The following is a 25257-nucleotide window of genomic DNA, read 5'->3' on the forward strand; positions in this document are numbered from 1 at the left end:
CGAGGGGACCGGGCCCGCACCGGCCGACACCGTTAGGAACCTTTATGGACGTGCTGATCGGCCAGCTCTTCACCGGGCTGAGTCTGGGATCGATTCTGTTGCTCGCCGCGCTCGGCCTTTCGCTGACCTTCGGTCAGATGGGCGTGATCAACATGGCGCACGGCGAGTTCATCATGGCCGGCTGCTACACGACTTACGTTGTGCAGAAGGTTTTCTCGTCGGCCGGTGTCTCACTGATGGTGTCGCTGCTCATCGGATTCCTCGTCGGCGGCCTACTCGGCGCTGCGCTCGAAATGGGCCTGATTCGCTGGATGTACGACCGGCCGCTGGACACCCTGCTCGTCACCTTCGGTGTCGGCTTGGTGCTGCAACAGCTGGCCCGCGACATCTTCGGCGCACCGGCCAAGAATGTGCTCGTCCCCGAATGGCTCGGCGGCGGCATCACCATCATGGGCGCGGTGGTGCCGAAGACACGCATCTTCATCCTGGTGCTCGCGGTCGTCGCGGTGACCACGCTGGCCACGGTGCTCAAGGCGACGCCGCTGGGCCGCCGCATCCGCGCGGTGGTGCAGAACCGCGGATTGGCCGAGACCAGCGGCGTTTCCAGTCGCGTCACCGATATCAGCACGTTCTTCATCGGCTCCGGCCTGGCCGGTGTCGCGGGTGTCGCACTCACCCTGATCGGTTCGACCAGCCCCACCATCGGACAGAGCTATCTCATCGACGCGTTCCTCGTGGTGGTGATCGGCGGCCTCGGGCAGATCAAGGGCACCGTCATCGCGGCGTTCGCGCTCGGCCTGCTCAATTCCTACATCGAATACTCGACCACCGCATCCATCGCCAAGGTGATCGTCTTCGTCATCATCGTGATCTTCCTGCAGGTCCGGCCGCAGGGCCTGTTCACGGTCCGGACAAGGAGTCTCGCATGACCACACTTGTGCAACGGTGGCGCGCACACTCCTCGCTGACCACGCTCGGCGGGTTCGCGGTCGCCGCGATCCTCTTGTTCGCGGTCGCACCTGCCATGCTCAGCGACTTCCGGCTGAACCTGCTCGCCAAGTTCCTGTGCTTCGCCATCGTCGCGGCGGGCATCGGATTGGCCTGGGGCCGTGGCGGAATGCTCACCCTCGGTCAGGGCGTGTTCTTCGGCATCGGCGCCTACATCATGGCGATGCACCTGCAGATGGCCGACGCGGCCAGGCTGCACAACGACGTGCCGGAGTTCATGGAGATCGCGGGTATTCGCGAATTGCCCTCGTTCTGGCAGCCTTTCGCCTCGGGCCCGGTCGCGTTGATCGGCATTCTGGTACTGCCCGCGCTCGTTGCGGCGGCGCTCGGGTACGGCGTGTTCAAGCGCCGGGTCAAGGGCACCTACTTCGCCATCTTGAGCCAGGCGCTTGCCGCAGCGCTGGCCATCCTGCTCACCGGTCAGCAGAAGATCGGCGGCTTCACCGGCCTTTCGGACTTCCGCGCCTTCTTCGGGTTCAAGCTGTCGGATCCGACCAACCGGCAGATGCTGTTCTTCATCGCGGCGGGCACGCTGCTCGTGGTCGTCGCGCTGGTCCGCCAGCTGATGCGCAGCCGCTACGGCGAACTGCTTGTGGCCGTGCGTGATCAGGAGGAGCGGGTGCGCTTCCTCGGCTACGACCCGGCCAACGTCAAAATCGTCGCCTATGTCGTCGCGGCCTTCTTCGCGGGCATCGCGGGCGCGCTGTTCACCCCCATCGTCGGCATCATCTCACCCGCCGATATCGGGGTGGTGCCCTCCATCGCCTTCATCATCGGCGTCGCGATCGGCGGCCGGACCACTCTGCTCGGGCCGGTGCTCGGCGCGATCGGCGTCGCGTGGGCGCAGACCGCGCTTTCGGAGGAATTCCCGTCCAGCTGGACCTACCTGCAGGGCGTGCTGTTCATCGTGGTCGTCGGGTTCATTCCGGCCGGTCTTGCCGGTGTGTGGCCCATGCTGAAGGGCGCGCTGGACAGCAGATTCCGCCGCACCGCGCCGACGTCGCCCGCCGCACCGGCTCTGGTCGCGGCGAGTACGGAACTACCGACATCGACGACGCAGGAGAAGGTGAAGTCGTGTTAACGCTTCCCCTGCCTGAAGGCAGGAGATTTCCAGCTCAGACCGCAACCGAACCACCCACCCGAGGGAAGTGATCCACTTGTCTCATGTCGTCGACACTGATGTGGCCGCGTTCTGCCACAACCAGAACCACTCCGGCAGCGTTCCGATCCCGACCCGCGGTGTAACCGCAGTCGATGCATCGGAAAGTCCTCTCGCACAGTTCCAGTCGCTTGGTTCTCGCGAAACACCGACTGCACGTCATCGTCGTAAAGGCGGGCTGAACCAACACCACCTTCCGGCCAGCCCGCACACCACGCTCGACCAACTCCCGCTTCGCCCCACCAATCGCCGCATCCGCCGCTTTGCGCGCCATCGTGGACTTCGCCAGGAACTTCGGCCGGAAATCCTCCACCGCGATCAACGCATGATGAGCGACAACACGTTTCGCCCACACCCGCGAATCATGCCGGGTTTGCCGCGCCGCTTTCTTGTGCAGCTTGGCAGCCTCGCGGGCGGCCCGCTTGTAGCCGCGCGACTGTGGGCCACGTTTGCCGTTGTGCCGACGGGCCATGCGGCGTTGCGCTTTCGCGAGTTCCGCCGCGCACCGTTTCCGATGCCCCAGAAACGGCAGGTCGAACCGGGTGTCGGTGGTCGTGGCCGTGACGCTCACACCCCAGTCGATACCGACACCGCCCTCTACCGTCGGCACGGTTTCCACCTCACGCCGCACGACGAACGAGGCATACCAATGCCCAGGACTGTCCCGGGTGATCCGGACAGACGTCGGATCCGACGGCAGTTCCCGCGACCACACGACCGGGATACTCACCCCTTTCGGGAGCAGCAGCCTGCCTGCACGGATAGTGAACCCGCGGACGGTGTACTCCAGCGACAGCAACGCCTTCTTACGTGGTTTGAACCTCGGGCGACCACGCCCTTTCACCGTGAACGAATGGTCGAGGGCTTGCGTATAGGTACGGAGGGTCTGCTGCTGGGCGACCTGCGACCCCTCCCGCAACCACGCGGTCCGGCCACGCGCTTCGGTAAGCAACTTTCCGAGCTTGCCGAAGGTGGAACCTGCACCCGACTTCCGTTGATGCACAGCCTCATTCCACAGAAACCGGCACCGATGCCACTCCGAGACCAGCGCCCGCTCTGCCTGCACGCCAGGGCGCAGTCGGTAGCTGTATCGCACTACCTCGGTCACACCCAGCAATCTAACCGACACCACCGACAAATCCTGGCGACCCAATCTCTGGAAGGAGGATGGCGCTTCCTTTCCCCCGCGAACGAAGGAGTATCCGCGCCAAACACCCGATGACCGAGACAACACACGAACCGAAGCTCGGCGGCAATGCCGGCATGTCGAGCGAGTACCTCGAAATCCGTGGCCTTTCGGTGAGTTTCGACGGCTTCAAGGCCGTCACGGACGTGGATCTCACTGTGCTGCAAGGTGATCTGCGCTTCCTGATCGGGCCCAATGGCGCAGGCAAGACCACGCTCATCGACGCGATCACCGGGCTGGTGCCCGCCACCGGGTCGGCGCAGAAGTCCGGCGTCGAACTGCTCGGCAAGAAGGTGCACCAGATCGCGCGCCTCGGCATCGGCCGAACCTTCCAGACGGCAAGCGTTTTCGAACAGCTCAGCGTCCTACAGAACCTAGATATCGCGGCGGGCGCGGGCCGCTCGGCGCTGACCATGCTGCGGCGGCGCACATCGGTGCTGCCGAGTATCGAAGAGGCGCTCGAGATCACCGGCCTCGGTGAGCTGCGCGACAAGCCTGCCGGTGTGCTCGCCCACGGACAGAAACAGTGGCTGGAGATCGGCATGCTGCTGGTGCAGAACGCTTCGGTGCTGCTGCTCGACGAACCGGTTGCCGGCATGAGCGCCGAAGAACGCGAGGAAACCGGAAACCTGTTGCGCCGCATCGGCGGCGAACGCATCGTCATCGTGGTCGAGCACGATATGGATTTCATGCGCGCTTTCGCCACCTCGGTGACGGTGCTCGCCGCGGGCAAAGTGCTCAGCGAAGGCACGGTCGAGCAGGTGCAGGTCGATCCGAAGGTACAGGAGGTCTACCTCGGTACCGCGGCAGCCATCGGGCTGGACGGGGACATCGAAGAGAGCTCCACCGCAGCGAACAAGGAGGCCGCCGATGCTTGAGCTCGTCGATATCCACTCCGGCTACGGCCGGACCGAGGTGATCCACGGTGTTTCGGTGTCCGTCCCGGACGACAGCGTCGTGGCGATCATGGGACACAACGGCGCGGGCAAGACCACCCTGCTGCGCACCGCCGTCGGCCTGATCGGTGCCAAATCGGGCCGCATCGAGTTCGACGGCGAGACGATCACCAAGATGTCACCGTCGCGCCGGGTGCGGCGCGGCATCGCGTATGTGCCGCAGGGACAACAGAGTTTCCCGCAGCTGACCACCGCGGAGAACCTCCAGGTGGTTGCCGACGGCCGCAAGCGCGGCAAGGCGCTGATCGACGAGTCGCTCGACCTGTTTCCGGCCCTGCGCGAGCTGCTGACTCGCAAGGCCGGCCTGCTCTCCGGCGGCCAGCGGCAACAGCTGGCGATCGCGCGGGCCCTGATCACCGAGCCGAAGCTGCTCATCCTGGACGAGCCGACCGAGGGTATCCAGCCGTCGGTGGTCGCCGAAATCGAGCGCACCATTATCGATCTCACCCGGCGCGGCGGATTGAGTGTGCTGCTCGTCGAACAGCACATCGGTTTCGCGCTGCAAGCCGCGCAGCACTACTACATCCTGCAATCCGGGCGCGTTGGCTCCGATGGCGCGGGCGGTGCGAGTGCGGAGACCGCGGTTCGCTCGGCGATGGCGATCTGAGCTGGCCGCCATGACGCGCAGGGGGCGAGTCCCACTGAGCGAGAGGGTGTATCACTCGCTGCGGCGAGACCTGGCCACGGGCGCGATCGTGCCGACCGAACGGCTCGGCGAGGAGCGTCTCGCCGAGATCTACGGTGTGTCCCGAACCCCGGTACGGGAGGCGCTGGCCCGGTTGCAGGCCGACGGGCTCGTCGAGCGCCACAGCGACGGGCTGTACCCGTACCGGCCGCGCCTCGAAGAATTGGACAACCTGTACGAGCTGCGGATCGTGTTGGAAACCAGGGGGATTCAGCGCATAATCGACGTCGCGCAGGCCGCCGAACGCGAGGCAAGCAGGTTCGACCCGGCACCCGCACACGATCTGGCACTGGTGCGTGCAGAACTCGACACCTGGCGCCGGATGCTCGAGGATCCGCCCGCGCCGGGCCCGGCACTGGTTGCCGCCGACGAGCAGTTCCATACGACACTGCTTGCCGCGGCGGGCAATACGGCGCTGGCCGATGCGCTCACCGGTGTCTACGTCCGGGTACGCCCGGTCCGCACCTTGGATCTGCCGACCCCTGACCGCATTGCCACCATGACCGCCGAACACATCGCCATCGCCGAACAACTCCTGTCCGGCAACCCCGATCGAGCTCTCGGCACCCTCACCGCCCATATCGACAGTTCACGTGCTCACGTTCTTTCGCGTGCCCAGCAGGCCCTCGACCTGACCAAACTCGCTCGCGCCGTGCGTGATTGACGCTCGGCGAGCCGATCCGGTCGGACTCGAGTAATCAGCAATCCGGCTGGAGGGGCCAGCATTCGACCGGATGATACGGCGGTGGTGCGGGTGTCGGGCTCGTCATCCCACTGCCCGGTTCGGGGTGCGCACGGCCGGAATCGTGCGCGATACCGCTGATGACTGCGCCGATGACAACGAAAATCCCGATGACCGCGAGGGCGAGGACAATCCAGGAGGCAATGCTCTGACGTCGCGTCGGCTCGCCGGGGATCGGCGCGACCCACGGCGGTCCGGCCTCCGGCAAGCCGATCGGGTTCGGGTCGGGAAGTACCGCGTCGAACCCGTCGGCGATGAGTTCGGCGCGTGAGGGGCCGTTGTCCACACCGAGTGCTCGGTAGGCGGCGAATACGCGGTCGGCGGTCCAGTTGCGCGGGCCCGCGGAGAAGCCTTCCAGGTAGATGCGCAGTTCGGTCGCGTCGCGAGCATTGGCGGCGAGGACGTCGATACCGGGGCGCAGGTTGGTGCGCGCCGGGCGCACCACAACGCCGTGAAACGGGACGAGCACCACCGCACCGCACACATGGCCCGGGTCGAGCAGCGCCCGCTCCAGCCGGCTCTTCACCGCGTACACCGCGTGTTCCAGCTGGTCGGTCGGACTGACCACGCCGTCGTCGTCCAAGTCGGCCCGCGCATCGCTGATCGTCCACGGCCCGTCGGCAGAGATATCGAGAATGCCGCTCTGGCGGCGCCGGAAGCCCCTGACCTCGATCACCGTGATGCCGCGCGCGGTGAAGAGCACCGCGTCGACCTGCCGGGTTCCGTTGTCGCCCACATCCAGGTCGACCACCGCCAGGCACGTCGTCGGGAACACCCGCAAGGACTCGACGAACTCCTGTTCGGCCCCGGAAAGAGTCGCTCCGGTCTTGATCTTCACCAGCATTGCGTTTTCCTACCCGCCTCATTCGGATCGACGCGGTCCTCCCGCCGCACTGCCGCGCCGGTACTGATGATGACGCGCTACCACCCCGAAGGCCACCGAAAACCCGAGAGCGGCAAGAACAACACCGTGATCCAGACCGGCCGGTCGCCTTGTTGACCCGTATCGGACTTGCCCGCCCGGCTCACGGCACGGTGGACCGACACTTCGGAGCCCGGACTTTCCGGACCTCACCGGCCCGGGAGGAACGCTTTAGTACGCTCGGGTCGGCCCGTCCCACCTCGGGCCCGCAATCAGGATCCCCGCAGCGCAGACGCGCTACCCGGAGATCGCGCAGGAGGAGGCGCAAGCATGGTTTCAGCGTTGCAACCACGGGTTTCACCTGGTCGGCTCCGGGAGCTGGGTCCCATCAATTGGGTTGTCTGGCAAGCGCTCTCCCGCGCCGCGGGGACCGACGATGCCCATCTTTTCAGCACTCTCGGTCGCACCAAGGGCCTGTTCCGGGGTTGGCTGCACTACTCGGGCAAGCTCATGCCGGGCGGCAAGCTGCCGCGGCACGAGTCGGAACTCGTGATTCTGCGCGTCGCGCACCTGCGTGCTTGCGAATACGAGATGGACCACCACATCCGCCTCGGCAAACGCGCCGGCGTCACGTTCGAAATTTTGGACCGTCTCCGCACCGGACCGTCCGCGCCCGAATGGTCGGACAAGCACCGCGCGCTGCTCTGCGCTGTCGACCAATTGGTGGAATCTCGCGATATCGACGATGCCGCCTGGTCGACCCTGGCCGAGCATTACGACGAGCGTCGTCTCATCGAAATCGTCCTGCTCGTCAACCAATACGAGGGCTTGGCCGCTACCATCACCGCCCTGCGCATCCAGCGCGACGCGGTATAGCACAGCCGATCGGCCCGCTTTCGCCGGCGCCTGACGAGCGTACGGCGCTGTTGTTCAACGGCTTTCGATCAACGTCGCCAAACCGCCCAAGACCCGGGTCAGCCCGAATTCGTAGGCGTGGTCGGCGCTGTAGGCGGCGTCGTGGGCCCGGCCTGCGGCGGCGCCGATGCGGGCGGCGAGCGGGTAGCGGTCGGCGTCGAAGACCTGTGCCAGGACCGGTGCGGCCCGCGCCCACCATTCGAGGTCCGTCATGGCGCTGTCGGCCACCGCACGGGCGGTGTCGATGGCGATGCGGGCGACCGAGGTGACGAAGCCGAGCACGAAGGTGAGTGCGGCATCCATCTCGACGTCACCGAGGCCGAGGCCGTCGAAGGCCCGCAGTTCGTGGTCGTACTTGGCGGCGAGACCGGGGCCGAGCGGCGGACGAGTAGTGGGCAAGTAGGCCACCCACGGATGCCGGGCGAGCAGCGCACGGTTCTCCGCAGCGATCGTGGTCACCCGGTCACGCCAGGGCAGGTCGGTCAGATCCGTGCGCGACATCTCGCCATAGACCGTGTCCAGCATCAGGTCGATCAGCTCCGCCTTGCCGGGCACATAGGTGTAGGTGGCCATCGGCGTGCGGCCGAGCCGGTTGGCGACGGCGCGCATGGTGAGTGCGCCGATCCCGTCCGCGTCGGCAATCGCGATGGCCGCGGCAACCACGGCGTCGACGCTGCTGCGCTGCTTCGGTCCACGCACCGCGCCCTGGTCTCCGGGCACGCGCCAGAGCAACTCCAGAGTTCGCACGGGATCGCCCGCGCCGCTGCGTTCCTTCGGCTGCTTGTCCGCCACACCTTCTCCTCGGTCGTGCGGCCCCACCGCCCGAGCTCACGATGGTATCGACGTGACGTAGATCATAGTGCAGCACGGCGTAGATCTCTCTACAAAGTATAGCGTACTTAGTATAGAGATTGAGTGCAGTCCAGAGGAGAGCCCATGAACATCACCGCTTCCGCCATCTCGCTCAATGTCGCCGACCCGCAGGCTTCGGCGAAGTTCGTCGTCGACCACCTCGGTTTCACCGAGAAGATGTCGGCCGACGGATTCGTTTCACTGGATCGGCCGGACGCAGGCCTGAACCTGATCTTCCTGCGGACCGGACTGGAAACCTTCAAGCCGAAGAGCGCGGCAGGTCACGCCGGTGACGGCCTGCTCGTCGTGTTCGTCGTCGACGACATCGACGCGGAGTATGCGCGGCTGCAAGCCGAGGGCGTGCCGATCGTGACACCCATCGAGACCGAGGAGTGGGGTGAGCGCTACTTCCAGATGAGCGATCCGAACGGGATCATTCTGCAGTTGGTTCAATGGGTGTGACCGATCCGAACGGCCGGGGCGGTACCCGATAGACGGACACCCTCGCGAGTGCGCAGTGGAAGTCCACTACCACCCGCTAGGGTGTTCGCCCGCGCCGGTCAGGCGAGACCCGCGCGGAACACCTCGACCGCGGGCGTCGAGGCGCGGCCGATCAGCTTCTGCAGGTCGCCGCTGTCCACATCGAGAATCCCGGAGGCGATTCCGGTGTCCGCGTCGGCCAGCGCCGCGGCGTAGCCCGCATCCAGACCCGCCTGCCGCAGCGCCGCGCTGTAGTCCGCCTGCGACAGGTTCTCGTAGCGCACCGGCTTGCCCGATGCCTCCGAGATCACCTGCGCCAGTTCGGCATAGGTGAGACGCTCGTCGCCGCCGAGTTCATAAATCTTGCCCTCGTGCCCATCGGTGGTGAGCACGCGCGCGGCCGCCTCGGCGTAGTCGGCACGTGCGGCGGCCGCCACTCGACCTGCGCCCGCGGCGCCATGCAGCACCCCGGTTTCGACAGCGTGGCCGAGCCCACCGAAGTAGTTCTCCCAGTACCAGCTGTTGCGCAGCACGGCATGCGGGACCGTCGATTCCGCGAGTACAGCTTCGGTGCCCTGGTGCTCCTGCGCCAGGATCAACGGGTTTTCGGTGGCGCGCGGAATGCTGGTGTAGGCAAGCAGTTTCACACCGGCCCGCTCTGCGGCCCGAATGACGTTGGTGTGCTGGGCGACTCGTTCGCCGAACTGATTTCCGGAGATGAGCAGCACGCGGTCGACGCCGTCGAGCGCGCGGTCGAGCGCGTCCGGGTCGTCGTAGCCGGCCTGCCGGACATCGACGCCGCGCTCGGCCAGATCGGCGATCTTCCGCGGGTCACGCACGATCGCGACGACCGGGGTCGACCCGTCGCGCAACAGCGCCTCCACCACGAGACGACCCAGGTGCCCACTTGCTCCGGTGACTGCCACAGTCATGACTACCTCCATATGTATCAACTGATCCGTAAGCACTAACTAATAGTAAGCACTATGCATCTCTACACCACTAAGGTCAAGTTGGGTACCATCGAATCCATGAGTACACAGCGCATCCAGTTGGCGGAGACCGACGATCCCGCGCTGGAAGCCGATGTTTTCGCTAGAAACTGCACGTCACGTCCGGTTTTGCAAAACGTGGCCAGCCGCTGGGGCATCCTGGCCCTCGTCGCATTGCGCGAGGGGCCGTACCGATTCAGCGCGCTGCGCAGACGCGTCGACGGCGTCAGCGAGCGCATGCTGTCGCAGACCCTGCAGGCCCTCGAACGCGACGGCATGGTGCACCGCGAGGTCCACGAGACCATCCCGCCGCGCGTCGAATACACCCTCACCGATCTCGGCGCCGACGTCGCCGATCGCCTGGAATCCCTGATCCAGGTGCTCGAAACGAACATGCCACGGGTCCGCGATGCCCAGGCGGCCTACCACCGCGCATAACCGGCGGACCCGCGATGGTCGACGACTCGCGGATCGGGCCGCGGCCGACACGCAGGGGAAGCACCGTCGAGGGTGACCGGTTGACCTGGTCATGGAACTGTCCTCCGCACTCGATTTCGCGCGCGCGACCAAGCGATCCGTGCTCACCACCATCCGCCGCAACGGCCGCCCCCAGCTATCCAACGTCCTGCACGTCGTCGGCGACGACGGGATCATCCGCATCTCCATCACCGCCGACCGCGCCAAGTATCACAACCTCGCCCGCGACCCATGGGCCGCGATCCACGTGACCCGCCCCGACTTCTTCGCCTACGCCGTCCTCGAAGGCACCGTCGAACTCACCCCCGTCGCCGCCGCCCCCGACGACCCCACCGTCGACGAACTGATCGCCTATTACCGCGCGGGCTCCGGCGAACACCCCGACTGGGACGAATACCGCCGAGCCATGGTCACCGACCGCCGCGCCCTGGTCCGCCTGACCCCCACCCACGCCTACGGCATGCTCTGAGCGCCCCTCGCGCAATCCGGGTATCGGGAGTTGGCGGTCGGACCGGCATACGATTGGTGCGACCATCCCCCACGAGACCGAGGTGATCATGAGCGCGCTGCCTGCCTGGGCTGCCGACCCGGAGACACTGCTCATCACCGAAGAAGGGTATGAGGCACTGCCGGCCGAGGTGCAGAAGCAGATCGAAGTGCTGGATGGCAGGGTGATCTTCTGCCGTAGCGGCAGTGTCGAGCACAACATCGTCGCTCGACGCCTGGCGAATGGATTCGATGCGGCGCGCCCCGCCGAGCCCTGCACACGCGTGGTGACCGATTTCGAGATGCATTACCGCAAAGTGCGCCCGCGCAGCCCTGGTTTCTCGTTCCGCCGCCCCGACGTCGTCGTCCATCGATGCTTCCCTCGCGGTCAGAAGCTGACGACCGAGGACGCCCTGCTGGTAGTCGAGGTCATCTCCCCTGGTTCGGAATACATCGACACAGTGGACAAACGGGCCGAATATGCGGGCGAGGGGATACCTACCTACCTCGTCGTCCATCTCGACGGCGAGCTGCGTGTCAAGATCATTCAGGAATTCCGGCTGGACTGGGCCAGCGGAAACTATCGACTGGCAGAGACTCACCAGGAAGTTCTCGTCCTCAAGGAGCCCTTCCCTGTGGAGATTCCGTTCGCTGACCTCGACGGCTGAGTACGAGTCGCCGACGAAAACGACGGTGGCCGGTCCGCCGCAGCGAACCGGCCACCGTCGAGGCGCGGGTGAACCCGATCAGAAGTTGATCATGTGGCCGCCGAGGCCGTGGAACGCTTCCTGCAGTGCCTCGCTCAACGTCGGGTGGGTGTGGACGTTGCGGGTCAGCTCGTTGACCGTGAGGTCCCACTTCTGGGCGAGGGTGAGTTCCGGCAGCAGCTCGGAGACGTCCGGGCCGATCAGGTGGCCGCCGAGGAGTTCGCCGTACTTGGTATCGGAGACCAGCTTGACGAAACCGGTCGGGTCGCCGAGGCCGTGGGCCTTGCCGTTGGCGGTGAACGGGAAGGTCGCGACCTTCACGTCGTAGCCTTCGTCACGGGCCTGCTGCTCGGTGAGGCCGAAGCTGGCGACCTGCGGCTGGCAGAAGGTGGCGCGCGGCATCATGCGGTAGTCGCCGAGGGTGACGGTCGGCGCGCCCGCGATGGTTTCGGCGGCGACGACGCCCTGTGCCTCCGCGACGTGGGCGAGCTGGAGCTTCGCGGTGACGTCACCGATGGCGTAGATATGCGGCACATTGGTGCGCATGTTGTCGTCGATGGCGATGGCGCCACGCTCGAGCGCGACACCGGTGTTCTCCAAGCCGTAGCCCTCGACCCTGGGCGCGAAGCCGACGGCCTGCAGCACCTTGTCGACGGTGACGGTCTCGATCGAACCGCTCTTGTTGTCCTTGATGCTGACGGTCACCTTCGATCCGTCGTCATCGATGGACTGCACGGCCGCACCGGTGGAGATGGTGATGCCGAGCTTCTTGTACTGCTTGGTGATCTCCTTGGAGACGTCCGCGTCCTCGTTCGGCAGCGCGCGGTCCAGGAACTCCACGATGCGCACGTCGACGCCGTAGTTCTTCAGGACGTAGCCGAACTCCATACCGATCGCGCCCGCGCCGACGATCAGGATCGAGCCGGGCAGTTCCTTGGTGAGGATCTGCTCCTCGTAGGTGACGACGTTCGCGCTCAGCGAGGTGCCGGGCAGCAGCTTGGTGACGGTGCCCGTGGCGATGATCGCGTTGCCGAAGGTGATCGTCTCGGTGCCGCCGTTGGACAGCGCGACCGAGAGCGTGTTCGCGTCGGTGAAGGTGCCCTTCCCGTCGAACTCGTCGATCTTGTTCTTCTTCATCAGGAAGTGGACGCCCTTGACGCGGCCGTCGGCGACCTTGCGGCTGCGATCGAACGCGACGCCGAAGTCGAAGCTCACCTCACCGGAGATGCCGAAGGTCTTGGCCTCCTTGGTGAAGATGTGCGCCAGTTCCGCATTGCGCAACAGTGCCTTGGAGGGGATACAGCCGACATTGAGGCAGACGCCGCCCCAATACTTCTGCTCGACGATCGCGGTACGGAGGCCAAGTTGTGCCGCACGGATGGCGGCGACATAACCGCCAGGACCGGCACCGAGAACGACAACGTCGTAATGGGAAGTCACGTCACCGAGCCTAACTCCGCCGCCAGGACTTCACCCACCGGTCCCCCGCAACAGTGAGAAGCACGACGCATCGACCTGGCAGATCGTCGGCGTGAACAAAATGAACGGATCAAGAGGGGTGGTCACGGGCACCTGGCCGCACCGCGCGCGCGACCAGGCCGGTGCCTGCTCATTACTGTGAACGGGTGGCTGATCGCGGAGCAGGTGTCGACGATCCGCGTACCGGACAGCGATCGGTGCCGTTGGCGCTCGACCCGTTGGACGAGACCGCGTCGACCCATTTGATCCGGTTGGTCCTCGCGCAAGCACGGCGCGCGGGTGTCGGCGCCGAACAACTCGCGACGGTGCACGGCATCGACGACGCCGCCCTCGCCGGGGAGCTCAATCGAATTCCGCTGCGTTCGCTGATCCGGCTGTGGGAGTTGCTGGCCGCCGCGCGGCCGGGGCCGGGCGGCGGCGTGGCCGTGGCCGATGCCGCTCCGCTCGGCACCCTCACCACCTGGGATTACCTCGTCACCACGGGGTCGACGCTCGCCGATGCGCTGCGCTCGGCCCAGCCATATCACCGCCTGGTGACCGCGGCAGCCGAAGGCTTCGATCTGCATCACGACGGCGACCTCACCGTGGGCTTCCGCACCACCGCAGGCGATCCGGCGGCCGTGGCCATGGTCAACGAGTATGTGCTCGCCTACTACCTGCGGCGGGCCCGTGAGGCTACCGGCCGCGCCGTCATCCCGACCTCGGTCACCTTCGGTCATGCCGCGCCACGCGATCACACAGCGCTCACCGACGCCTTCGGCACCGACCGCATCGAATTCGACGCACCCGCCGACACCATCACCTTCAGCGCCGCCGACGCCACCGCCCCCTTGTCGCGCGCGGACCCCTTGCTCGCCGACCTACTGCGCAGCCACGCCGATCTGGTGCTGGCGACAGCTCGCCCGATCGCCGGTCCGCTCGATGCGTTCCGCATCGCGGTGACGGCCGCCGTCGCCGACGGCGACGCGTCGCTTGCCGCGGTCGCGCGCAGGCTGGCGGTCAGCCCGCGTACCCTGCAACGCCAGCTGTCCGAGCAGGGCACCACCTGGCGGCACGAATTCGACCTCGTGCGCTATGAACAGGCGAAAACCCTACTGGGAGAAGGCCGTTTGACCACCGCGGCCATCGCGGGGCGGCTCGGATTCACCGATGATCGCGCGCTGCGCAAGGCTTTCCAGCGGTGGGCCGGTTCGTCGCCGTCACAGCTGCGGACCTCGGGCCCGCTTTAGCCGCCGAACCGCCTGTTTCGCCAGGTCACAAGGCTGGCGCGGATGGACCGGTTGGTGGCATCGCAGGACCTGGGAGCCCGGTCCGCGAGTCCATAACGTCTTCGGTACCGGATCGACACGGTTCGGATCTACGGAAGAAAAGGCAGCGTCATGCAGACCATCACCGAAGACGACGTCACGACCCTCCCCCGCACCTCCCGGGAGATCCAGCTGGCCGCGCGGCCGACCGGCGCCCCGACGGCGGAGCACTTCGCGCTGGCGCAGCGGCCGGTTCCGGAGCTGGCCGACGGGCAGATCCTGGTGCGCAACACGTGGATGTCGGTCGACCCCTACATGCGCGGCCGGATGGACGATCGCCCGTCCTACATCCCGCCGTTCCAGCTCGACGCGGCACTCGAGGGTTCGGCGCTCGGCGAGGTGATCGCCTCCCGCAGCCCGGAAATCCCCGTCGGCGCGACGGTCTCGCACTTCGCCGGCTGGCGTGAGTACGCGGTGCTCGATGCCGCGACCGCGACCCCGATCGCGCCGGAACTGGCTGCGACGCATCACTTCTTGGGCGCGCTCGGCACCACCGGCCTCACCGCATACGCGGCGCTGACCGATGTGGCGCCGATCCGGCCCGGCGACACCGTGTTCATTTCCGCCGCTGCCGGCGCGGTGGGCAGCGTCGCAGGACAGATCGCCAAGGCGCTCGGCGCCGCACGGGTGATCGGCTCCGCGGGCGGGCCCGCCAAGACCACGCTGCTGCTCGACGAATTCGGCTTCGACGCCGCCATCGACTACCGGGCGGGCGACCTGGCCGGACAGCTCGCGGCGGCGGCGCCCAACGGCATCGATGTATATCTGGACAGCGTGGGCGGCGAGCACCTGCGGGTCGCGGTGGATGCCATGCGGCCCAAGGGCCGGATCGCGCTCGTCGGCGCCATCAGTGGCTACAACGGCGAAGCCGCCGAAGCGGGGCCCGACCTGTACAAGGCCGCGACCAAGGAGGTTTCGCTGCGCGGCATGCTGGTGAACAGCTACTTCCCGATCTTCGGCGAGTACATCGGCAAGGCGGCGGGCTGGCTGGCCGACGGCACCATCCGCACCAGGGAGACCGTCTACGAGGGGCTCGAGCAGGCTCCCGCCGCTTTCCTCGGCGTCCTGTCCGGCGCCAATACCGGCAAGATGCTCGTCCGCCTCGGCTGAGGAGGACCGCGGGGATGTGTGGCGCGACCGTTCTACGGTCGCGCCACACCCGGCTGTGGGGTCAGTCCTGCCAGACCTGCTGGGCGGCACGGGCAAAGTTGCCGCCGAAGATCGCGGCCCGGTCGGCGGCGCTGAAACCACGGCGCGACAACAGCTCGTCGAGTCCGGGCACTTCGCTCCGTCCGAGCAAGTCCTCGGGCGGAACCCATTGCAGTGGACCCCATTTGGTGTAGGCGTCGGAGAATGCCTCCGGGTTGTTCAGCAGTTCGTGGTTGAAGTCCGCGGCGTCGAACGAATAATCCGAGCCGACGCCGATATGGTCGATGCCGACCAGCTCGACGCCGTATTCGATATGCGCGGCCATTGCTTCCACCCGCTGTGCGCGTTCCTCGGGACCGTTGTGCCCGAGGAAGATTCCCACGCCGTTGATGCCGATCACCCCGCCGGTACCCGCGCAGGCCGTGGCCTGTTCATCGGTGATATTGCGCGGGTGTTCCCACAGCGCGTCGAAGTTGGCATGGCTGTAGATCATCGGCGCTTCGGTGCACGAGGCCAGATCCAGGCCGGTGCGCCGAGAGCAGTGTGCGCCGTCGACGAACATGCCGACCGCGTTGAGCGTGCGCACCAGATCACGGCCGTAGGCGGTGAGTCCGGTGTCCTCGGCGTCCAGACACCCGCAGGCCGCCTCGTTGGCGTGGTTGTAGGCCGGCAGCAGCGAGCGGACGCCGAGGGCGTAGAACACTTCGACATTGTCGAGCTGCCCGCCGAGCGGACCCGCGTCTTCCAGGTCGAAGGCCAGCGCAATGGTTTCCGCATCGGCGGCGACATCGTCATAGCCCTGTACGAGGCGAAATCGGCCATCCGCCAAGGCATCCCGACGAAACTGCCGTGCGAGCGCAAGCGAATCCGCGGTCGACTGCCTGGAGTATCCGATATTCACCGACAGATAGGAACCGCGCGGGTACCTGGCCAACTCCTCGATTCGCGCCGAGGGCAGCAGCGGCAGACAGCAATGCTGTTCCCACAGAAATGGAGACAAGCTCGGGCTCCTGTTCGCTCGGCGCGGAAATGCCGATACTACGGAGCGCAATCGGGTGCATAACCATCGCCCGACCACCGCGTAACGACATGTCCGATTCGACCGATTTATTGAAGATATTCACCCCAACTGCCGAAGGCGGTGCGGCCATGCGTCGCATAGTGCTCCTGATTGCCTCGGTCGCGACTTGTGTAGGCCTCTGGATCATTCCGAGACCAGCTGCTGCGACTGCCGACTGCGGATTTGTCTGGGGTTCGCTCGATAAAGAGAACCCCGCCATGTCCGCTGCCTCGCTCACCGCCATCCGCTCCGGTCGGCACGACTGCTACGACCGGCTGATATTCGATCTCGCGGGCGCGGCCATCGGCTATCGAGTCGGCTACGTCGACGAAGTCGTGATGGACGCGTCGAGCACACCGGTTCCCCTGCGCGGCGGCGCATTCCTGCACATCGTCGTCCTCGCGCCCGCCGACGACACCACGGGCAACAGCACCTACCGCCCGTCGAACCGCGGCGAACTCGTGGATCTGACGGGCTACCGCACCTTCCGCCAGGCCGCGTGGGCGGGCTCGTTCGAGGGACAGACAACCGTCGGACTCGGGGTCCGCGCGCGACTGCCCTTCCGGATATTCATCCTCGAAGGCCCAGGTAGCGGGTCGCGGGTCGTGCTCGACGTCGCCCACTTCTGGTAACCGGACCACCCACCGCCGCGCCGCTCGGCAACAATGTGGACATGAGCGGTGTTGAGCAGAGTGTGAATGATCCGTATCTGTGGCTCGAAGAAGTGACCGATGAGCGGGCCCTGGACTGGGCCCGCGCGCACAACGATGTGGTCGTGGCGCGCTTTGCCGCGTCCGAACGGTTCACCGACCTCGAACGCCGCATCCTCGACATGCTCGACACCGACACCAAGATCGCCTATCCCGGGCGGCGCGGCCCCTGGCTCTACAACTACTGGCGCGACGCCGCCCACCCGCGTGGGCTGTGGCGGCGCACCACGTTCGCCGAGTACGCCAAGGACGCACCGGACTGGGAGGTGCTGATCGACCTGGACGCGCTGGCCACCGCCGAGGACGAGAACTGGGTGTGGGGCGGCGCCGCGGTGCTTCGGCCGGAACAGTCGCGCGCCCTCATCAGCCTGTCGCGTGGCGGCGCCGATGCGAAAGTCGTACGCGAATTCGATATCGAGAAGCGGGAATTCATCGACCCCGCCGACGGCGGTTTCCAGCTGCCCGAGGCGAAATCGGAACTGCGCTGGATCGATATCGATTCGGTGTACGTGGGCACCGATTTCGGGCCCGGCTCGTTGACCGATTCCGGATACCCGCGAATCGCCAAACGCTGGCGGCGCGGCACCCCGCTCGCCGAGGCGGAAACGGTGTTCGAAGGTGAAGCGGGCGATGTCGCGGTGTCGGCGGGTTACGACCGCACGCCCGGCTACGAACGGCATTTCGTCGGGCGGGCCACCGACTTCTTCAACGAAGAGGTCTACCTGATCGAAGACGACGGCAGCCTGCGTCACCTCGACGTGCCCACCGATGCCAGCGAATCCTGGTACAAGGATTGGCTGCTGATCCGGCTGAAGTCACCGTGGGAGGTGGGCAACGCGCGCTACCCCGCGGGCGCGCTACTGGCCATCGACTTCGAGAAATTCCTTTCCGGCGCAAGAGAATTCGAGGTGATATTCACCCCGGACGCCCACACCTCGCTGCACGGTTACGGCTGGACCGAGAACCACTTGCTGCTGATCACCCTCGAGGACGTGCAGACCAAGCTCTACGTCCTCACCCCCGGCCCCGACGGCTGGACCCGGGAGCCGCTGGCCGACACCCCGCCCATGGCCACCACCAGCGTGATGAACCTGGACCCGCTGGAGGGCGGCGACGAGTTCATGCTGACCACAAGCGGATTCACCAATCCCGCGACATTGCTCGCCAGCGCCGTCGGCGGCCGGACCGAACAACTCAAGCAGGAACCGGGCTTCTTCGATGCCTCCGGCATCGAGACCGAGCAATTCTTCGCCGAGTCCGACGACGGCACCATGGTGCCGTACTTCGTCATCCGTCACCGGGACCGCAAGGACAGCCCCGGCCCGACGGTGATGTCCGGCTACGGCGGCTTCGAGGTGTCGCGCACCCCCGCCTACAGCGGGGCCTCCGGCATGGGCTGGCTGGAGCGCGGCGGCACCTGGGTGATGACGAATATCCGCGGTGGCGGTGAATACGGCCCCGAGTGGCACACCTCCGTGCAGAAGGCCAACCGGCACAAGGTGTACGAGGACTTCGCCGCCATCGCAAAGGATCTGGTCGCCCGCGGCATCACCACCGCCGACCAGCTCGGCGCGGTGGGCGGCAGCAATGGCGGCCTGCTCATGGGCGTGATGCTGACCCGCTACCCGGAGCTGTTCGGCGCCATCGTCTGCCAGGTGCCGCTGCTGGACATGAAGCGCTATCACCTGCTGCTGGCAGGCGCCTCGTGGATGGCCGAATACGGCGACCCGGACCAGCCGGAGGAATGGGAGTACATCAGCAAGTACTCGCCGTACCAGAACGCCCGCGCGGAGGTCACCTATCCGCCGATCCTGCTGACCACTTCCACCCGCGACGACCGCGTGCATCCCGGCCATGCCCGCAAGATGGCCGCACTGCTGGAGGAGCAGGGCCACACCTTCTGGTACCACGAGAACATCGAAGGCGGCCACGGCGGCGCCGCCGACAACAAGCAGTCGGCGTTCCAGGCCGGACTCATCTACGAGTTCTTCACCCAGATGCTGATGGAACAGGGCGGAGCCCGCTGACGGACACTCGGCCACCGCCGACCGGCCTGACCGGCAGGCGGTGGCTGTTTCCTGAGCCGGATTCTACTATGTAGATGACATCTACTTTGTAGACAGAAACGAGCAGAGGAGCAGGCGTGACCCACCAATCGCAGTCTGCGACCCGGCTGCTCGATGCCGGTCACGAGCCGGGCGCATGAGCGACCGGAAGCGGCCGGCGCCGAGCGTCCGGACCACGTTGAACCGCGACTACATCGCCACGGTCGCACTGACCGTCATCGATGAGGCGGGCCTGGATGGTTTCACCATGCGGAAACTGGGAGCCGCGCTCGGCGCGGACCCGATGGCCGCCTACCGCCACTTCACCGACCAGCAGGACCTGTTCGACGCCATCGCCGCCGCGATGTTCGCCGAGCTGGAGATGGAAACCCTGCCCTGGCAAGAGGATTGGCCCGAGTTGATGCGCACCTACGCGTATCGACTGCGCTCGACGTTGCGTCGGCACCCGAATGCGGTGCCCATCTTCGCAACTCGGCCGGTCCGCAGCGCCACGTCGGTCGAGACCGGCAACTGGATGCTGGAACGCCTGCAGGGTGTCGGCTTTCCGGCGGCCATCGCCCTACAGCTGGCCCGATGCCTGCGCGAGTACGTGATCGGCCACATCCTCAGCCATACGGTGGCCACCGTGGCAGCCCAACGCAGTCGCACACCCGCTGCGGATTCCGCCGGCCACCACGCGCGCATCGCGGCCGCCGACGCGGTCACGAACACCGATCATTTCGAGATCGGCCTGACCGCCATGCTCGACGGATTCGGCAAACACCTCGATTAGACCGCAGTGTCGCTCAGCTTTCTGTGGCCTGCTGCCACGAGGCATCCATAATCGCTGTCGCCAAGGCAAGTTCGTCCTCGTCGCGGGGCGCGTAGAGCATCACGATCGTGTCCGGCCACTGTGGGCGCAACGTAATCGGATGCGGCTCGATCCAGCCTGCCTCGATCAGCGGCGCGATGATCGGCCGCGGCACGGTCAGATGCATGAATCCGGTTCGATGGATGTGCCCGAACTCGTCCGGGCTCGGGTACAGGAACGCCTCCCACCGACCGCGTGGGTCGTGCAGTCGCAGCGCGAGCGAGGCAGGTTCGGACACCTGGCTCGGACCGGTGAATACACCTGGCAGCGCGGTGGCGTGACCGATGAGCGCGGCGCGGATCCGTGGTGGCGAGAACTGGTCGAGCTGGTCGTGCGGAATCTCGCGACCGGTGGTCGTCGGCCGGGGGCCGGAGCGGCGCGGCGGCGCAAAGAGATCGACGTCCGACGGGTGCTGCGCTGTCATCAGATACCACACTTTCTGTTCGCTGATTACTTCTTGTGCGCTTCTCGAGTCTGGCCGACAATGACGCGGTGATGGAAGAAGGCACTTTGTCCCGCCTACCGCACACCGATGTGCGCGCCGCAGCCGTGGCGCCGATCGGGGCCGAGACGGCGAGCTGTCAGCTACGCGAAGTGCTGGATCGAGTGGGCGACAAGTGGAGCGTGCTCGTCATGGCACTGCTCATCGACGGACCGAAGCGCTACTCCCAATTGCAGCGTTCGATCGAGGGCATCTCGCAGCGGATGCTCACTCTCACGCTGCGCAGCCTCGAACGCGACGGCATGGTCGAGCGAACAGTGACCCCCACCTCGCCGCCGCGGGTGGACTATGCGCTGACTCCCGTCGGTGCCACCCTCTCCAATCAGGTCGACGCGCTCATCGAGTGGTCGGAGGGGCACCGCGAGTACATGGCGGCCGCCCGCCTCCGATATGACGCGGCAATCGCGAAGGGGCATGACGCTCGGAGCGCGGGAACGCCGGCACGCGAATAGCATGAGGCGTGTGTCCAATGAACAACGGCAGCAACTGAATCGGGAAATCATCGCGGAATTCCGCGCTAATGGCGGTGTCGTCGGAGGGCAGTTCGCGAACATGAGTTTGCTGCTGCTGACCACAACCGGCGCACGCACCGGCGAGCAGCGCACCTGGCCGCTGGGTTACCTGCGCGACGGCGACCGGGTGGTGATTTTCGCGGCCAACGGCGGTCGGCCGAACAAGCCGGGCTGGTATCACAATCTCGTGGCGAACCCCGGGGCCACCGTCGAGGTCGGCACCGAATCCTGGCCGGTGGTCGCGTCGATCGTCGAAGGCGCGGAGCGGAAGCGGTTGTGGGATAGCGAGTTGGAGGTTGCGCCGTTCCTTGCCGACTTCCAGAACGCGGTGCCGTGGGAGATTCCGGTCTTGGCGCTCACCCCGGCCAACGGCAGCGCGGCAGGCTAACGATCGCGCAGCCACTTCTCGATCTGATCGACTGTACTGCGGTACTGGCGAATCCAGCCGTTGTGTCCCAGTGACTCCGGCTGATGCCAGGTCGTCACGTCGGCCTTGGGCATCTTCTCCAGCAGATGCGCGGCGGAGCTCGGCGGTGCGAGGTCGTCGCCGGTCATCGTGATGGACAGGATCGGCAGCTGCAGTCTGCCGATCCGCTCCTCGTAGTCGATATCCGCACCGACCGGTACGAAGCGGCCGGTGCGCGACAGCCGGGCCCAGTCGGAGATCAGCACCTTCGACTGCCTGCCGAAACCTCCGACCGAGATCCGGTCGCCCGGCCAGAAGCCCGCGATGTTGGCGGTCAGCGAGATCGCCGTTGTGCCCATCAGCATCCCGGGCCCCGAAAGTCCACGGAAGCCACGATGATACGGAGATCCGGAGGCGACCAGGATCAGCCCGCCGAGCCTGCCGCGGATCCGAGAGGCGTACAGCACGGCGAGCTGGCCACCCATGCTGTGACCGAGCAGGTACGGCGTGCTGGCCGGGAAGCGGTCGCGCACAACCTCGAAGATCGCGGGGAAATCGACCGATGCCAGCTCGTGATAGCCGTAGGCGCTCGAGGAGTTCGGCCGCGGCCTGCTGTCGCCCTGGCCACGCATTTCCCCGATCGCCACGTCGAACCCGCGCTCGGCCAATCCGGCGGCGAACAGTTCGTAGTATCCGGCCGGGACACCGAGCCCCGGGACCATCACCACGACCGGGCGCGGCGCATCCGGGGTCACCGGATGGCTGTGTGCACCGCTCGCCGGGATCAGCCGCACCGGAACGACGCTGCCGTCCGGCATCTGGATGGGAACTGTCTCCATGCCGCGACGCTACCGCGCCGGGGCCGCATCGCCGTCTCCGACAAGGCGCTACGCGCCGACTGCACCCATGATCACCCGGCTGAGCACTCTGATCACGTCGTCGAGCGGTGGCCGCGGATCCGCGCCGCTCCAGGAATCGACCACATAGTTGACCGCGCCGATGATCGCGAGCACGCGCATCTCGTAGTCGCCCGTGGGGATTTCGCCGTGCATGGCGGCGTCCTCCGCGGCACTGGCCAGCAGCGAACCCCAGACCCGGCGCAATTCGAGCCGGAACTTCTCCACCTTGGGCCCCGCACCGACCACTTCGACCAGCGCCACACGCGCCTTGCGCGGATCGGACCCGATGGCCTCGACGTAGGCGCGGACGGACGCGTCGATGATCTCGAGTGCGGTCGCGTCGGCCTTCTTGTCCAGTGCAGCGGTGACCGCGTCGCGCGACTCCCTATCGATCTGCTGGTAGAGCTCGAGTAGTAGGGATTCGCGACCGGTGAACTCCTCGTAGAACTGCCGTGACGAGAGTCCGGCGTCCTTACAGATAGCGCCGACCGAACTATTGGCGTAGCCGTCGCGCGCAAAGACCGTCAGGCCCGATTCCAGAAAACGCGCACGCCGCTGACGTTGCCGGTCCTCTACGGGTTGCCCGGCATACATTCGTCCCGTATTCGCATCCTGTGACATTGGGGCAGACAATACCTAAGGGCCCGATCCCCTCGTCATGGATCGGGCCCTTCTGGAAAACCTCCGCGCGACCGCGCGTTAGCCGAAAGTTGGCGGCTTTGTTGCTAATGCGCCGACAGGCTCGCCGAACCAGTGGCAATCAGCTGCAGAAGGGGGCCAAAGACTGCGTTGGAAAGGAAGAGGCTCAAGGTATTGCTCCGATCTCACCGTAGCGACCACTCGGTCACTAGCTGTTTGCCGAAAAGGACGATACAGAGCACAACGCGCCAGGGGAAGTATTTTGCAGGAATTTTCTAGAATATTTTCCGGTGGTTCGCTGCCGGATCTTCGCGCCCGGATCGGCGCTCTCCGCGGCGACTGATTCGCCTGCCAAACCTCACATGGTCGAAGCCGGCTCGCAACCCGAACGACGTCGAAGGCGCGGGCAACGACTGTCGCCGTGGCGCAATTCCGCGTCACGGCTTCCCGCAGTGCGAAATACGTTCGGCCCGAACAATATCGACACCGGAGCCGGAAAGTCTTGCCGAACCGTATCTTTCGCGGTTACTTCGGCGTCACGTCAGCCGCTGCCGCCGCCGGATCGGCCTCAGCGCGTCGTGTCGGCGAGTACCGCGTCCAGTAGACCGGGGAAGCGCTCCGCGAGGTCGTCGCGTCGGAGTTCGACGAGCCGGTTGCGCCCGGACGCGAAGGTTGTTGTGACGCCCGAGTCCCGCAGCACCTTCCAGTGGTGCGACAGCGTCGCGGCGGTGATCTCGACATCGAACTTGTCGACGCTGCAGCTGAGTGGTTCACGCACCCCCGCAAGCGCCCGGACCAGCTCCAGCCGCACCGGATCGGCGAGCGCGCTCAGCACCCGGACCAGGTCCAGGTCGGCGGTGCTCGGCTGCGGTAGCTGGCGCAAATCCATTCTCCGATCGTTTGACAACAATCGAATCATATCTCAGCATACTAAGATGCTTCGACAATCATCGAACAATATCGTTCGGTCTCTCATTCCACTCGCCGTGGGCACCTTCGTGCTCGGCACCGACCTGTTCGTGCTCAACGGCTTGCTGCCGCTCATCGCCGCCGACCTGAACGTCTCCGTCGCCACCGCGGGCCAGCTGACCACGATGTTCTCCTGGACCTACGCAGTCGCATCGCCACTCATCGCGACCGCCACGGGATCTTGGGATCGGCGCTGGCTATTGGGTGGCGGCGCGGGCCTTTTCGTGCTCGGCATGATCGGCCAAGCCGCGGGCGAGACGTTCGCGATCATGGCGGCGGCGCGCATCGTGGCCGCGTTGGGCGCGGCGGCATTCCAGGCCAACGCCTTCGCCGTCGCAGGCGTGGTCGCCGACGACACCAACCGCGGTAAGGCACTGTCGGTGGTCGCCACCGGGCTCACCCTGTCCAGTGTCGCGGGCGTGCCGATCGGCATCTTCGTCGAACGCTGGATCGGCTGGCGTGGCGTGCTGTGGGTGATCGCCGCCGCAGGCGCCGTCGCGGCGGTCCTCGTGTTGTTGCTGCCACGGGTCACGCTCCCGAAAACCGGTCTGCGAGAACGTATCAGCGTGCTCGTGCGCCGACCGGTGCTGCGCGTGCTGATGGTGACCACGGCCGCCACGACGGCAACGTTCACTACGTTCGTCTATCTGCCTGTCGTCGTCGCGCCGTCGGTATCCCAGCAGCTGCTGGCATGGCTCCTGCTCACCATGGGCGTCGGCCAGGTCATCGGCAACGCGCAGGCCGGTCGCGCCGTCGACCGCTACGGGCCACAGCGCACACTGATCGTCGGCATCATCGGCACAGCGGTCGGGTTGATCCTGTTCGGTCCCGCCATCAACACCGCTTGGACCGTCTTCGCGGTGCTTGCGATCATTGGCCTGTTCGGCGCCACCATCATGGTTCCCCAGCAGACCCGCCTCTTCGGCATCGCCGCCGATGCGCCCACCGTCGCCCTCGGCCTCAATGGCTCCGCCATCTACCTCGGCAGCGGGATCGGCTCCATAGTCGGTGGCGCGGTGCTGGATTCGTTCGGCGCGTCCTGGCTGCCGTTGGTCTCCGCTCTCATCGCGTGTGCCGCGTTGGCAATGACTGTCGCAGACCGCACTCCCCGACCCGCAAGGGCCGCAGCCCCCGCAACGGCCTGAACTGCCCGCATCCGATCGGCGCGATCCACCACCGACGCTGGATCGGCCGCCGCACTG

The 25257-nt window shown here is 66.3% G+C and carries 28 protein-coding genes; 18 read left to right on the plus strand and 10 right to left on the minus strand.

The features are described 5' to 3' along the window. Positions 1–44: 44 nt before the first annotated feature. Positions 45–929: an urea ABC transporter permease subunit UrtB gene (urtB, locus tag OHQ90_RS01620; RefSeq protein WP_328406775.1), complete on the plus strand. Its 885-nt coding sequence runs from the start codon at positions 45–47 to the stop codon at positions 927–929. Next, positions 926–2089 (plus strand): urea ABC transporter permease subunit UrtC, encoded by a 1164-nt coding sequence (urtC, locus tag OHQ90_RS01625; protein WP_328406777.1) that lies wholly within the window; start codon positions 926–928, stop codon positions 2087–2089. Before urtB ends, urtC begins: the two co-directional genes overlap by 4 nt. Before the next feature lie 34 nt (positions 2090–2123). Here urtC and OHQ90_RS01630 read toward each other — a convergent pair whose 3' ends face one another. Beyond that, positions 2124–3281, minus strand: coding sequence for an RNA-guided endonuclease InsQ/TnpB family protein (locus OHQ90_RS01630; RefSeq protein ID WP_328412462.1), 1158 nt, complete (start codon positions 3279–3281; stop codon positions 2124–2126). A gap of 104 nt (positions 3282–3385) precedes the next feature. Between OHQ90_RS01630 and urtD the strand changes: the two genes are divergently transcribed. From urtD to OHQ90_RS01645, 3 genes are read left to right on the plus strand one after another with little or no spacing between them, the layout of a single operon-like run. Then, the gene (gene urtD / locus OHQ90_RS01635; RefSeq protein ID WP_328406778.1) at positions 3386–4231 is read left to right on the plus strand and encodes an urea ABC transporter ATP-binding protein UrtD; all 846 of its coding nucleotides are present in this window, start codon (positions 3386–3388) and stop codon (positions 4229–4231) included. Then, entirely contained in the window at positions 4224–4916 is a 693-nt protein-coding gene (gene urtE, locus OHQ90_RS01640) for an urea ABC transporter ATP-binding subunit UrtE (RefSeq protein ID WP_328406779.1), read from the plus strand. The genes urtD and urtE overlap by 8 nt, the downstream gene beginning before the upstream one ends. 10 nt (positions 4917–4926) lie before the next feature. Continuing rightward, positions 4927–5658: a GntR family transcriptional regulator gene (locus tag OHQ90_RS01645; RefSeq protein ID WP_328406780.1), complete on the plus strand. Its 732-nt coding sequence runs from the start codon at positions 4927–4929 to the stop codon at positions 5656–5658. A 34-nt stretch (positions 5659–5692) separates the two neighbouring features. Here the strand turns inward: OHQ90_RS01645 and OHQ90_RS01650 are convergent, their stop codons facing one another. Then, entirely contained in the window at positions 5693–6580 is an 888-nt protein-coding gene (locus OHQ90_RS01650; RefSeq protein ID WP_328406781.1) for a nuclease-related domain-containing protein, read from the minus strand. Positions 6581–6928: 348 nt separating this feature from the next. On the opposite strand from OHQ90_RS01650, the gene OHQ90_RS01655 reads away from it, so the two are divergent. Next, the gene (locus OHQ90_RS01655) at positions 6929–7474 is read left to right on the plus strand and encodes a carboxymuconolactone decarboxylase family protein (protein WP_411998879.1); all 546 of its coding nucleotides are present in this window, start codon (positions 6929–6931) and stop codon (positions 7472–7474) included. A 54-nt stretch (positions 7475–7528) separates the two neighbouring features. Here OHQ90_RS01655 and OHQ90_RS01660 read toward each other — a convergent pair whose 3' ends face one another. Then, complete coding sequence (locus OHQ90_RS01660; protein WP_328406782.1) at positions 7529–8305, minus strand: TetR/AcrR family transcriptional regulator; 777 nt, start codon at positions 8303–8305, stop codon at positions 7529–7531. Positions 8306–8449: 144 nt separating this feature from the next. Here OHQ90_RS01660 and OHQ90_RS01665 point away from each other — a divergent pair, with 144 nt between their 5' ends. Continuing rightward, complete coding sequence (locus tag OHQ90_RS01665; RefSeq protein WP_328406783.1) at positions 8450–8827, plus strand: VOC family protein; 378 nt, start codon at positions 8450–8452, stop codon at positions 8825–8827. A 98-nt stretch (positions 8828–8925) separates the two neighbouring features. Here the strand turns inward: OHQ90_RS01665 and OHQ90_RS01670 are convergent, their stop codons facing one another. Continuing rightward, positions 8926–9777, minus strand: coding sequence for an SDR family oxidoreductase (locus OHQ90_RS01670; RefSeq protein ID WP_328406784.1), 852 nt, complete (start codon positions 9775–9777; stop codon positions 8926–8928). 99 nt (positions 9778–9876) lie between these two features. Between OHQ90_RS01670 and OHQ90_RS01675 the strand changes: the two genes are divergently transcribed. The 3 genes from OHQ90_RS01675 (at position 9877) to OHQ90_RS01685 (ending at position 11468) form a co-directional block, all read left to right on the plus strand. Next, positions 9877–10275, plus strand: a complete 399-nt coding sequence (locus tag OHQ90_RS01675) for a winged helix-turn-helix transcriptional regulator (RefSeq protein ID WP_328406785.1) — start codon at positions 9877–9879, stop codon at positions 10273–10275. A gap of 91 nt (positions 10276–10366) precedes the next feature. Then, positions 10367–10783, plus strand: a complete 417-nt coding sequence (locus tag OHQ90_RS01680) for a PPOX class F420-dependent oxidoreductase (protein WP_328406786.1) — start codon at positions 10367–10369, stop codon at positions 10781–10783. Between the two features lie 88 nt (positions 10784–10871). Beyond that, the gene (locus OHQ90_RS01685; protein ID WP_328406787.1) at positions 10872–11468 is read left to right on the plus strand and encodes a Uma2 family endonuclease; all 597 of its coding nucleotides are present in this window, start codon (positions 10872–10874) and stop codon (positions 11466–11468) included. 78 nt (positions 11469–11546) lie between these two features. Here the strand turns inward: OHQ90_RS01685 and lpdA are convergent, their stop codons facing one another. Next, entirely contained in the window at positions 11547–12947 is a 1401-nt protein-coding gene (gene lpdA / locus OHQ90_RS01690; protein WP_328406788.1) for a dihydrolipoyl dehydrogenase, read from the minus strand. 185 nt (positions 12948–13132) lie between these two features. On the opposite strand from lpdA, the gene OHQ90_RS01695 reads away from it, so the two are divergent. Together OHQ90_RS01695 and OHQ90_RS01700 are read left to right on the plus strand one after the other, a co-directional pair. Next, positions 13133–14215, plus strand: coding sequence for an AraC family transcriptional regulator (locus OHQ90_RS01695; protein ID WP_328406789.1), 1083 nt, complete (start codon positions 13133–13135; stop codon positions 14213–14215). A gap of 150 nt (positions 14216–14365) precedes the next feature. Beyond that, positions 14366–15403, plus strand: a complete 1038-nt coding sequence (locus OHQ90_RS01700; protein WP_328406790.1) for an NADP-dependent oxidoreductase — start codon at positions 14366–14368, stop codon at positions 15401–15403. Between the two features lie 61 nt (positions 15404–15464). Here the strand turns inward: OHQ90_RS01700 and OHQ90_RS01705 are convergent, their stop codons facing one another. Continuing rightward, positions 15465–16442, minus strand: a complete 978-nt coding sequence (locus OHQ90_RS01705) for a dipeptidase (RefSeq protein WP_328406791.1) — start codon at positions 16440–16442, stop codon at positions 15465–15467. 278 nt (positions 16443–16720) lie between these two features. Here OHQ90_RS01705 and OHQ90_RS01710 point away from each other — a divergent pair, with 278 nt between their 5' ends. The 3 genes from OHQ90_RS01710 to OHQ90_RS01720 all read left to right on the plus strand — a co-directional run bounded on the left by OHQ90_RS01710 (position 16721) and on the right by OHQ90_RS01720 (position 20050). Next, positions 16721–17134: an AMIN-like domain-containing (lipo)protein gene (locus OHQ90_RS01710; RefSeq protein ID WP_328406792.1), complete on the plus strand. Its 414-nt coding sequence runs from the start codon at positions 16721–16723 to the stop codon at positions 17132–17134. A gap of 41 nt (positions 17135–17175) precedes the next feature. Next, positions 17176–19239: a prolyl oligopeptidase family serine peptidase gene (locus tag OHQ90_RS01715; RefSeq protein WP_328406793.1), complete on the plus strand. Its 2064-nt coding sequence runs from the start codon at positions 17176–17178 to the stop codon at positions 19237–19239. Between the two features lie 175 nt (positions 19240–19414). Continuing rightward, entirely contained in the window at positions 19415–20050 is a 636-nt protein-coding gene (locus OHQ90_RS01720; protein WP_328406794.1) for a TetR/AcrR family transcriptional regulator C-terminal domain-containing protein, read from the plus strand. A gap of 13 nt (positions 20051–20063) precedes the next feature. Here the strand turns inward: OHQ90_RS01720 and OHQ90_RS01725 are convergent, their stop codons facing one another. Then, entirely contained in the window at positions 20064–20552 is a 489-nt protein-coding gene (locus OHQ90_RS01725) for a luciferase domain-containing protein (RefSeq protein WP_328406795.1), read from the minus strand. 71 nt (positions 20553–20623) lie between these two features. Here OHQ90_RS01725 and OHQ90_RS01730 point away from each other — a divergent pair, with 71 nt between their 5' ends. Beyond that, a complete protein-coding gene (locus OHQ90_RS01730; RefSeq protein WP_328412466.1) occupies positions 20624–21082 on the plus strand; it encodes a winged helix-turn-helix transcriptional regulator in 459 nt (152 codons plus the stop codon). Positions 21083–21092: 10 nt separating this feature from the next. Then, positions 21093–21530: a nitroreductase family deazaflavin-dependent oxidoreductase gene (locus tag OHQ90_RS01735; RefSeq protein ID WP_328406796.1), complete on the plus strand. Its 438-nt coding sequence runs from the start codon at positions 21093–21095 to the stop codon at positions 21528–21530. On the opposite strand, the gene OHQ90_RS01740 is transcribed toward OHQ90_RS01735, so the two are convergent. From OHQ90_RS01740 to OHQ90_RS01750, 3 genes are all read right to left on the minus strand, one after another. After that, complete coding sequence (locus tag OHQ90_RS01740) at positions 21527–22387, minus strand: alpha/beta hydrolase family protein (RefSeq protein WP_328406797.1); 861 nt, start codon at positions 22385–22387, stop codon at positions 21527–21529. The genes OHQ90_RS01735 and OHQ90_RS01740 overlap by 4 nt on opposite strands. A gap of 48 nt (positions 22388–22435) precedes the next feature. Then, complete coding sequence (locus OHQ90_RS01745) at positions 22436–23068, minus strand: TetR/AcrR family transcriptional regulator (protein WP_328406798.1); 633 nt, start codon at positions 23066–23068, stop codon at positions 22436–22438. A gap of 586 nt (positions 23069–23654) precedes the next feature. Continuing rightward, positions 23655–23975 (minus strand): ArsR/SmtB family transcription factor, encoded by a 321-nt coding sequence (locus tag OHQ90_RS01750; protein ID WP_328406799.1) that lies wholly within the window; start codon positions 23973–23975, stop codon positions 23655–23657. Between the two features lie 46 nt (positions 23976–24021). Between OHQ90_RS01750 and OHQ90_RS01755 the strand changes: the two genes are divergently transcribed. After that, entirely contained in the window at positions 24022–25200 is a 1179-nt protein-coding gene (locus tag OHQ90_RS01755; RefSeq protein WP_328406800.1) for an MFS transporter, read from the plus strand. Positions 25201–25257 lie beyond the last annotated feature (57 nt).

This window comes from Nocardia sp. NBC_00403, assembly GCF_036046055.1.
Taxonomy (GTDB): domain Bacteria; phylum Actinomycetota; class Actinomycetes; order Mycobacteriales; family Mycobacteriaceae; genus Nocardia.

What these genes read in the sequence shown, in the direction of transcription:
- urtC (WP_328406777.1), top strand. Translation starts at nt 926, where the DNA reads ATGACCACACTTGTGCAACGGTGGCGCGCACACTCCTCGCTGACCACG.
- OHQ90_RS01750 (WP_328406799.1), bottom strand. Translation starts at nt 23,975, where the DNA reads ATGGATTTGCGCCAGCTACCGCAGCCGAGCACCGCCGACCTGGACCTG.
- OHQ90_RS01710 (WP_328406792.1), top strand. Translation starts at nt 16,721, where the DNA reads ATGTCCGCTGCCTCGCTCACCGCCATCCGCTCCGGTCGGCACGACTGC.
- OHQ90_RS01700 (WP_328406790.1), top strand. Translation starts at nt 14,366, where the DNA reads ATGCAGACCATCACCGAAGACGACGTCACGACCCTCCCCCGCACCTCC.
- OHQ90_RS01655 (WP_411998879.1), top strand. Translation starts at nt 6,929, where the DNA reads ATGGTTTCAGCGTTGCAACCACGGGTTTCACCTGGTCGGCTCCGGGAG.
- urtB (WP_328406775.1), top strand. Translation starts at nt 45, where the DNA reads ATGGACGTGCTGATCGGCCAGCTCTTCACCGGGCTGAGTCTGGGATCG.
- OHQ90_RS01680 (WP_328406786.1), top strand. Translation starts at nt 10,367, where the DNA reads ATGGAACTGTCCTCCGCACTCGATTTCGCGCGCGCGACCAAGCGATCC.
- OHQ90_RS01755 (WP_328406800.1), top strand. Translation starts at nt 24,022, where the DNA reads ATGCTTCGACAATCATCGAACAATATCGTTCGGTCTCTCATTCCACTC.
- OHQ90_RS01745 (WP_328406798.1), bottom strand. Translation starts at nt 23,068, where the DNA reads ATGTCACAGGATGCGAATACGGGACGAATGTATGCCGGGCAACCCGTA.
- OHQ90_RS01720 (WP_328406794.1), top strand. Translation starts at nt 19,415, where the DNA reads ATGAGCGACCGGAAGCGGCCGGCGCCGAGCGTCCGGACCACGTTGAAC.
- OHQ90_RS01685 (WP_328406787.1), top strand. Translation starts at nt 10,872, where the DNA reads ATGAGCGCGCTGCCTGCCTGGGCTGCCGACCCGGAGACACTGCTCATC.
- OHQ90_RS01670 (WP_328406784.1), bottom strand. Translation starts at nt 9,777, where the DNA reads ATGACTGTGGCAGTCACCGGAGCAAGTGGGCACCTGGGTCGTCTCGTG.
- OHQ90_RS01650 (WP_328406781.1), bottom strand. Translation starts at nt 6,580, where the DNA reads ATGCTGGTGAAGATCAAGACCGGAGCGACTCTTTCCGGGGCCGAACAG.
- OHQ90_RS01645 (WP_328406780.1), top strand. Translation starts at nt 4,927, where the DNA reads ATGACGCGCAGGGGGCGAGTCCCACTGAGCGAGAGGGTGTATCACTCG.
- OHQ90_RS01740 (WP_328406797.1), bottom strand. Translation starts at nt 22,387, where the DNA reads ATGGAGACAGTTCCCATCCAGATGCCGGACGGCAGCGTCGTTCCGGTG.
- urtE (WP_328406779.1), top strand. Translation starts at nt 4,224, where the DNA reads ATGCTTGAGCTCGTCGATATCCACTCCGGCTACGGCCGGACCGAGGTG.
- OHQ90_RS01675 (WP_328406785.1), top strand. Translation starts at nt 9,877, where the DNA reads ATGAGTACACAGCGCATCCAGTTGGCGGAGACCGACGATCCCGCGCTG.
- OHQ90_RS01665 (WP_328406783.1), top strand. Translation starts at nt 8,450, where the DNA reads ATGAACATCACCGCTTCCGCCATCTCGCTCAATGTCGCCGACCCGCAG.
- OHQ90_RS01730 (WP_328412466.1), top strand. Translation starts at nt 20,624, where the DNA reads ATGGAAGAAGGCACTTTGTCCCGCCTACCGCACACCGATGTGCGCGCC.
- OHQ90_RS01715 (WP_328406793.1), top strand. Translation starts at nt 17,176, where the DNA reads ATGAGCGGTGTTGAGCAGAGTGTGAATGATCCGTATCTGTGGCTCGAA.
- OHQ90_RS01725 (WP_328406795.1), bottom strand. Translation starts at nt 20,552, where the DNA reads ATGACAGCGCAGCACCCGTCGGACGTCGATCTCTTTGCGCCGCCGCGC.
- urtD (WP_328406778.1), top strand. Translation starts at nt 3,386, where the DNA reads ATGACCGAGACAACACACGAACCGAAGCTCGGCGGCAATGCCGGCATG.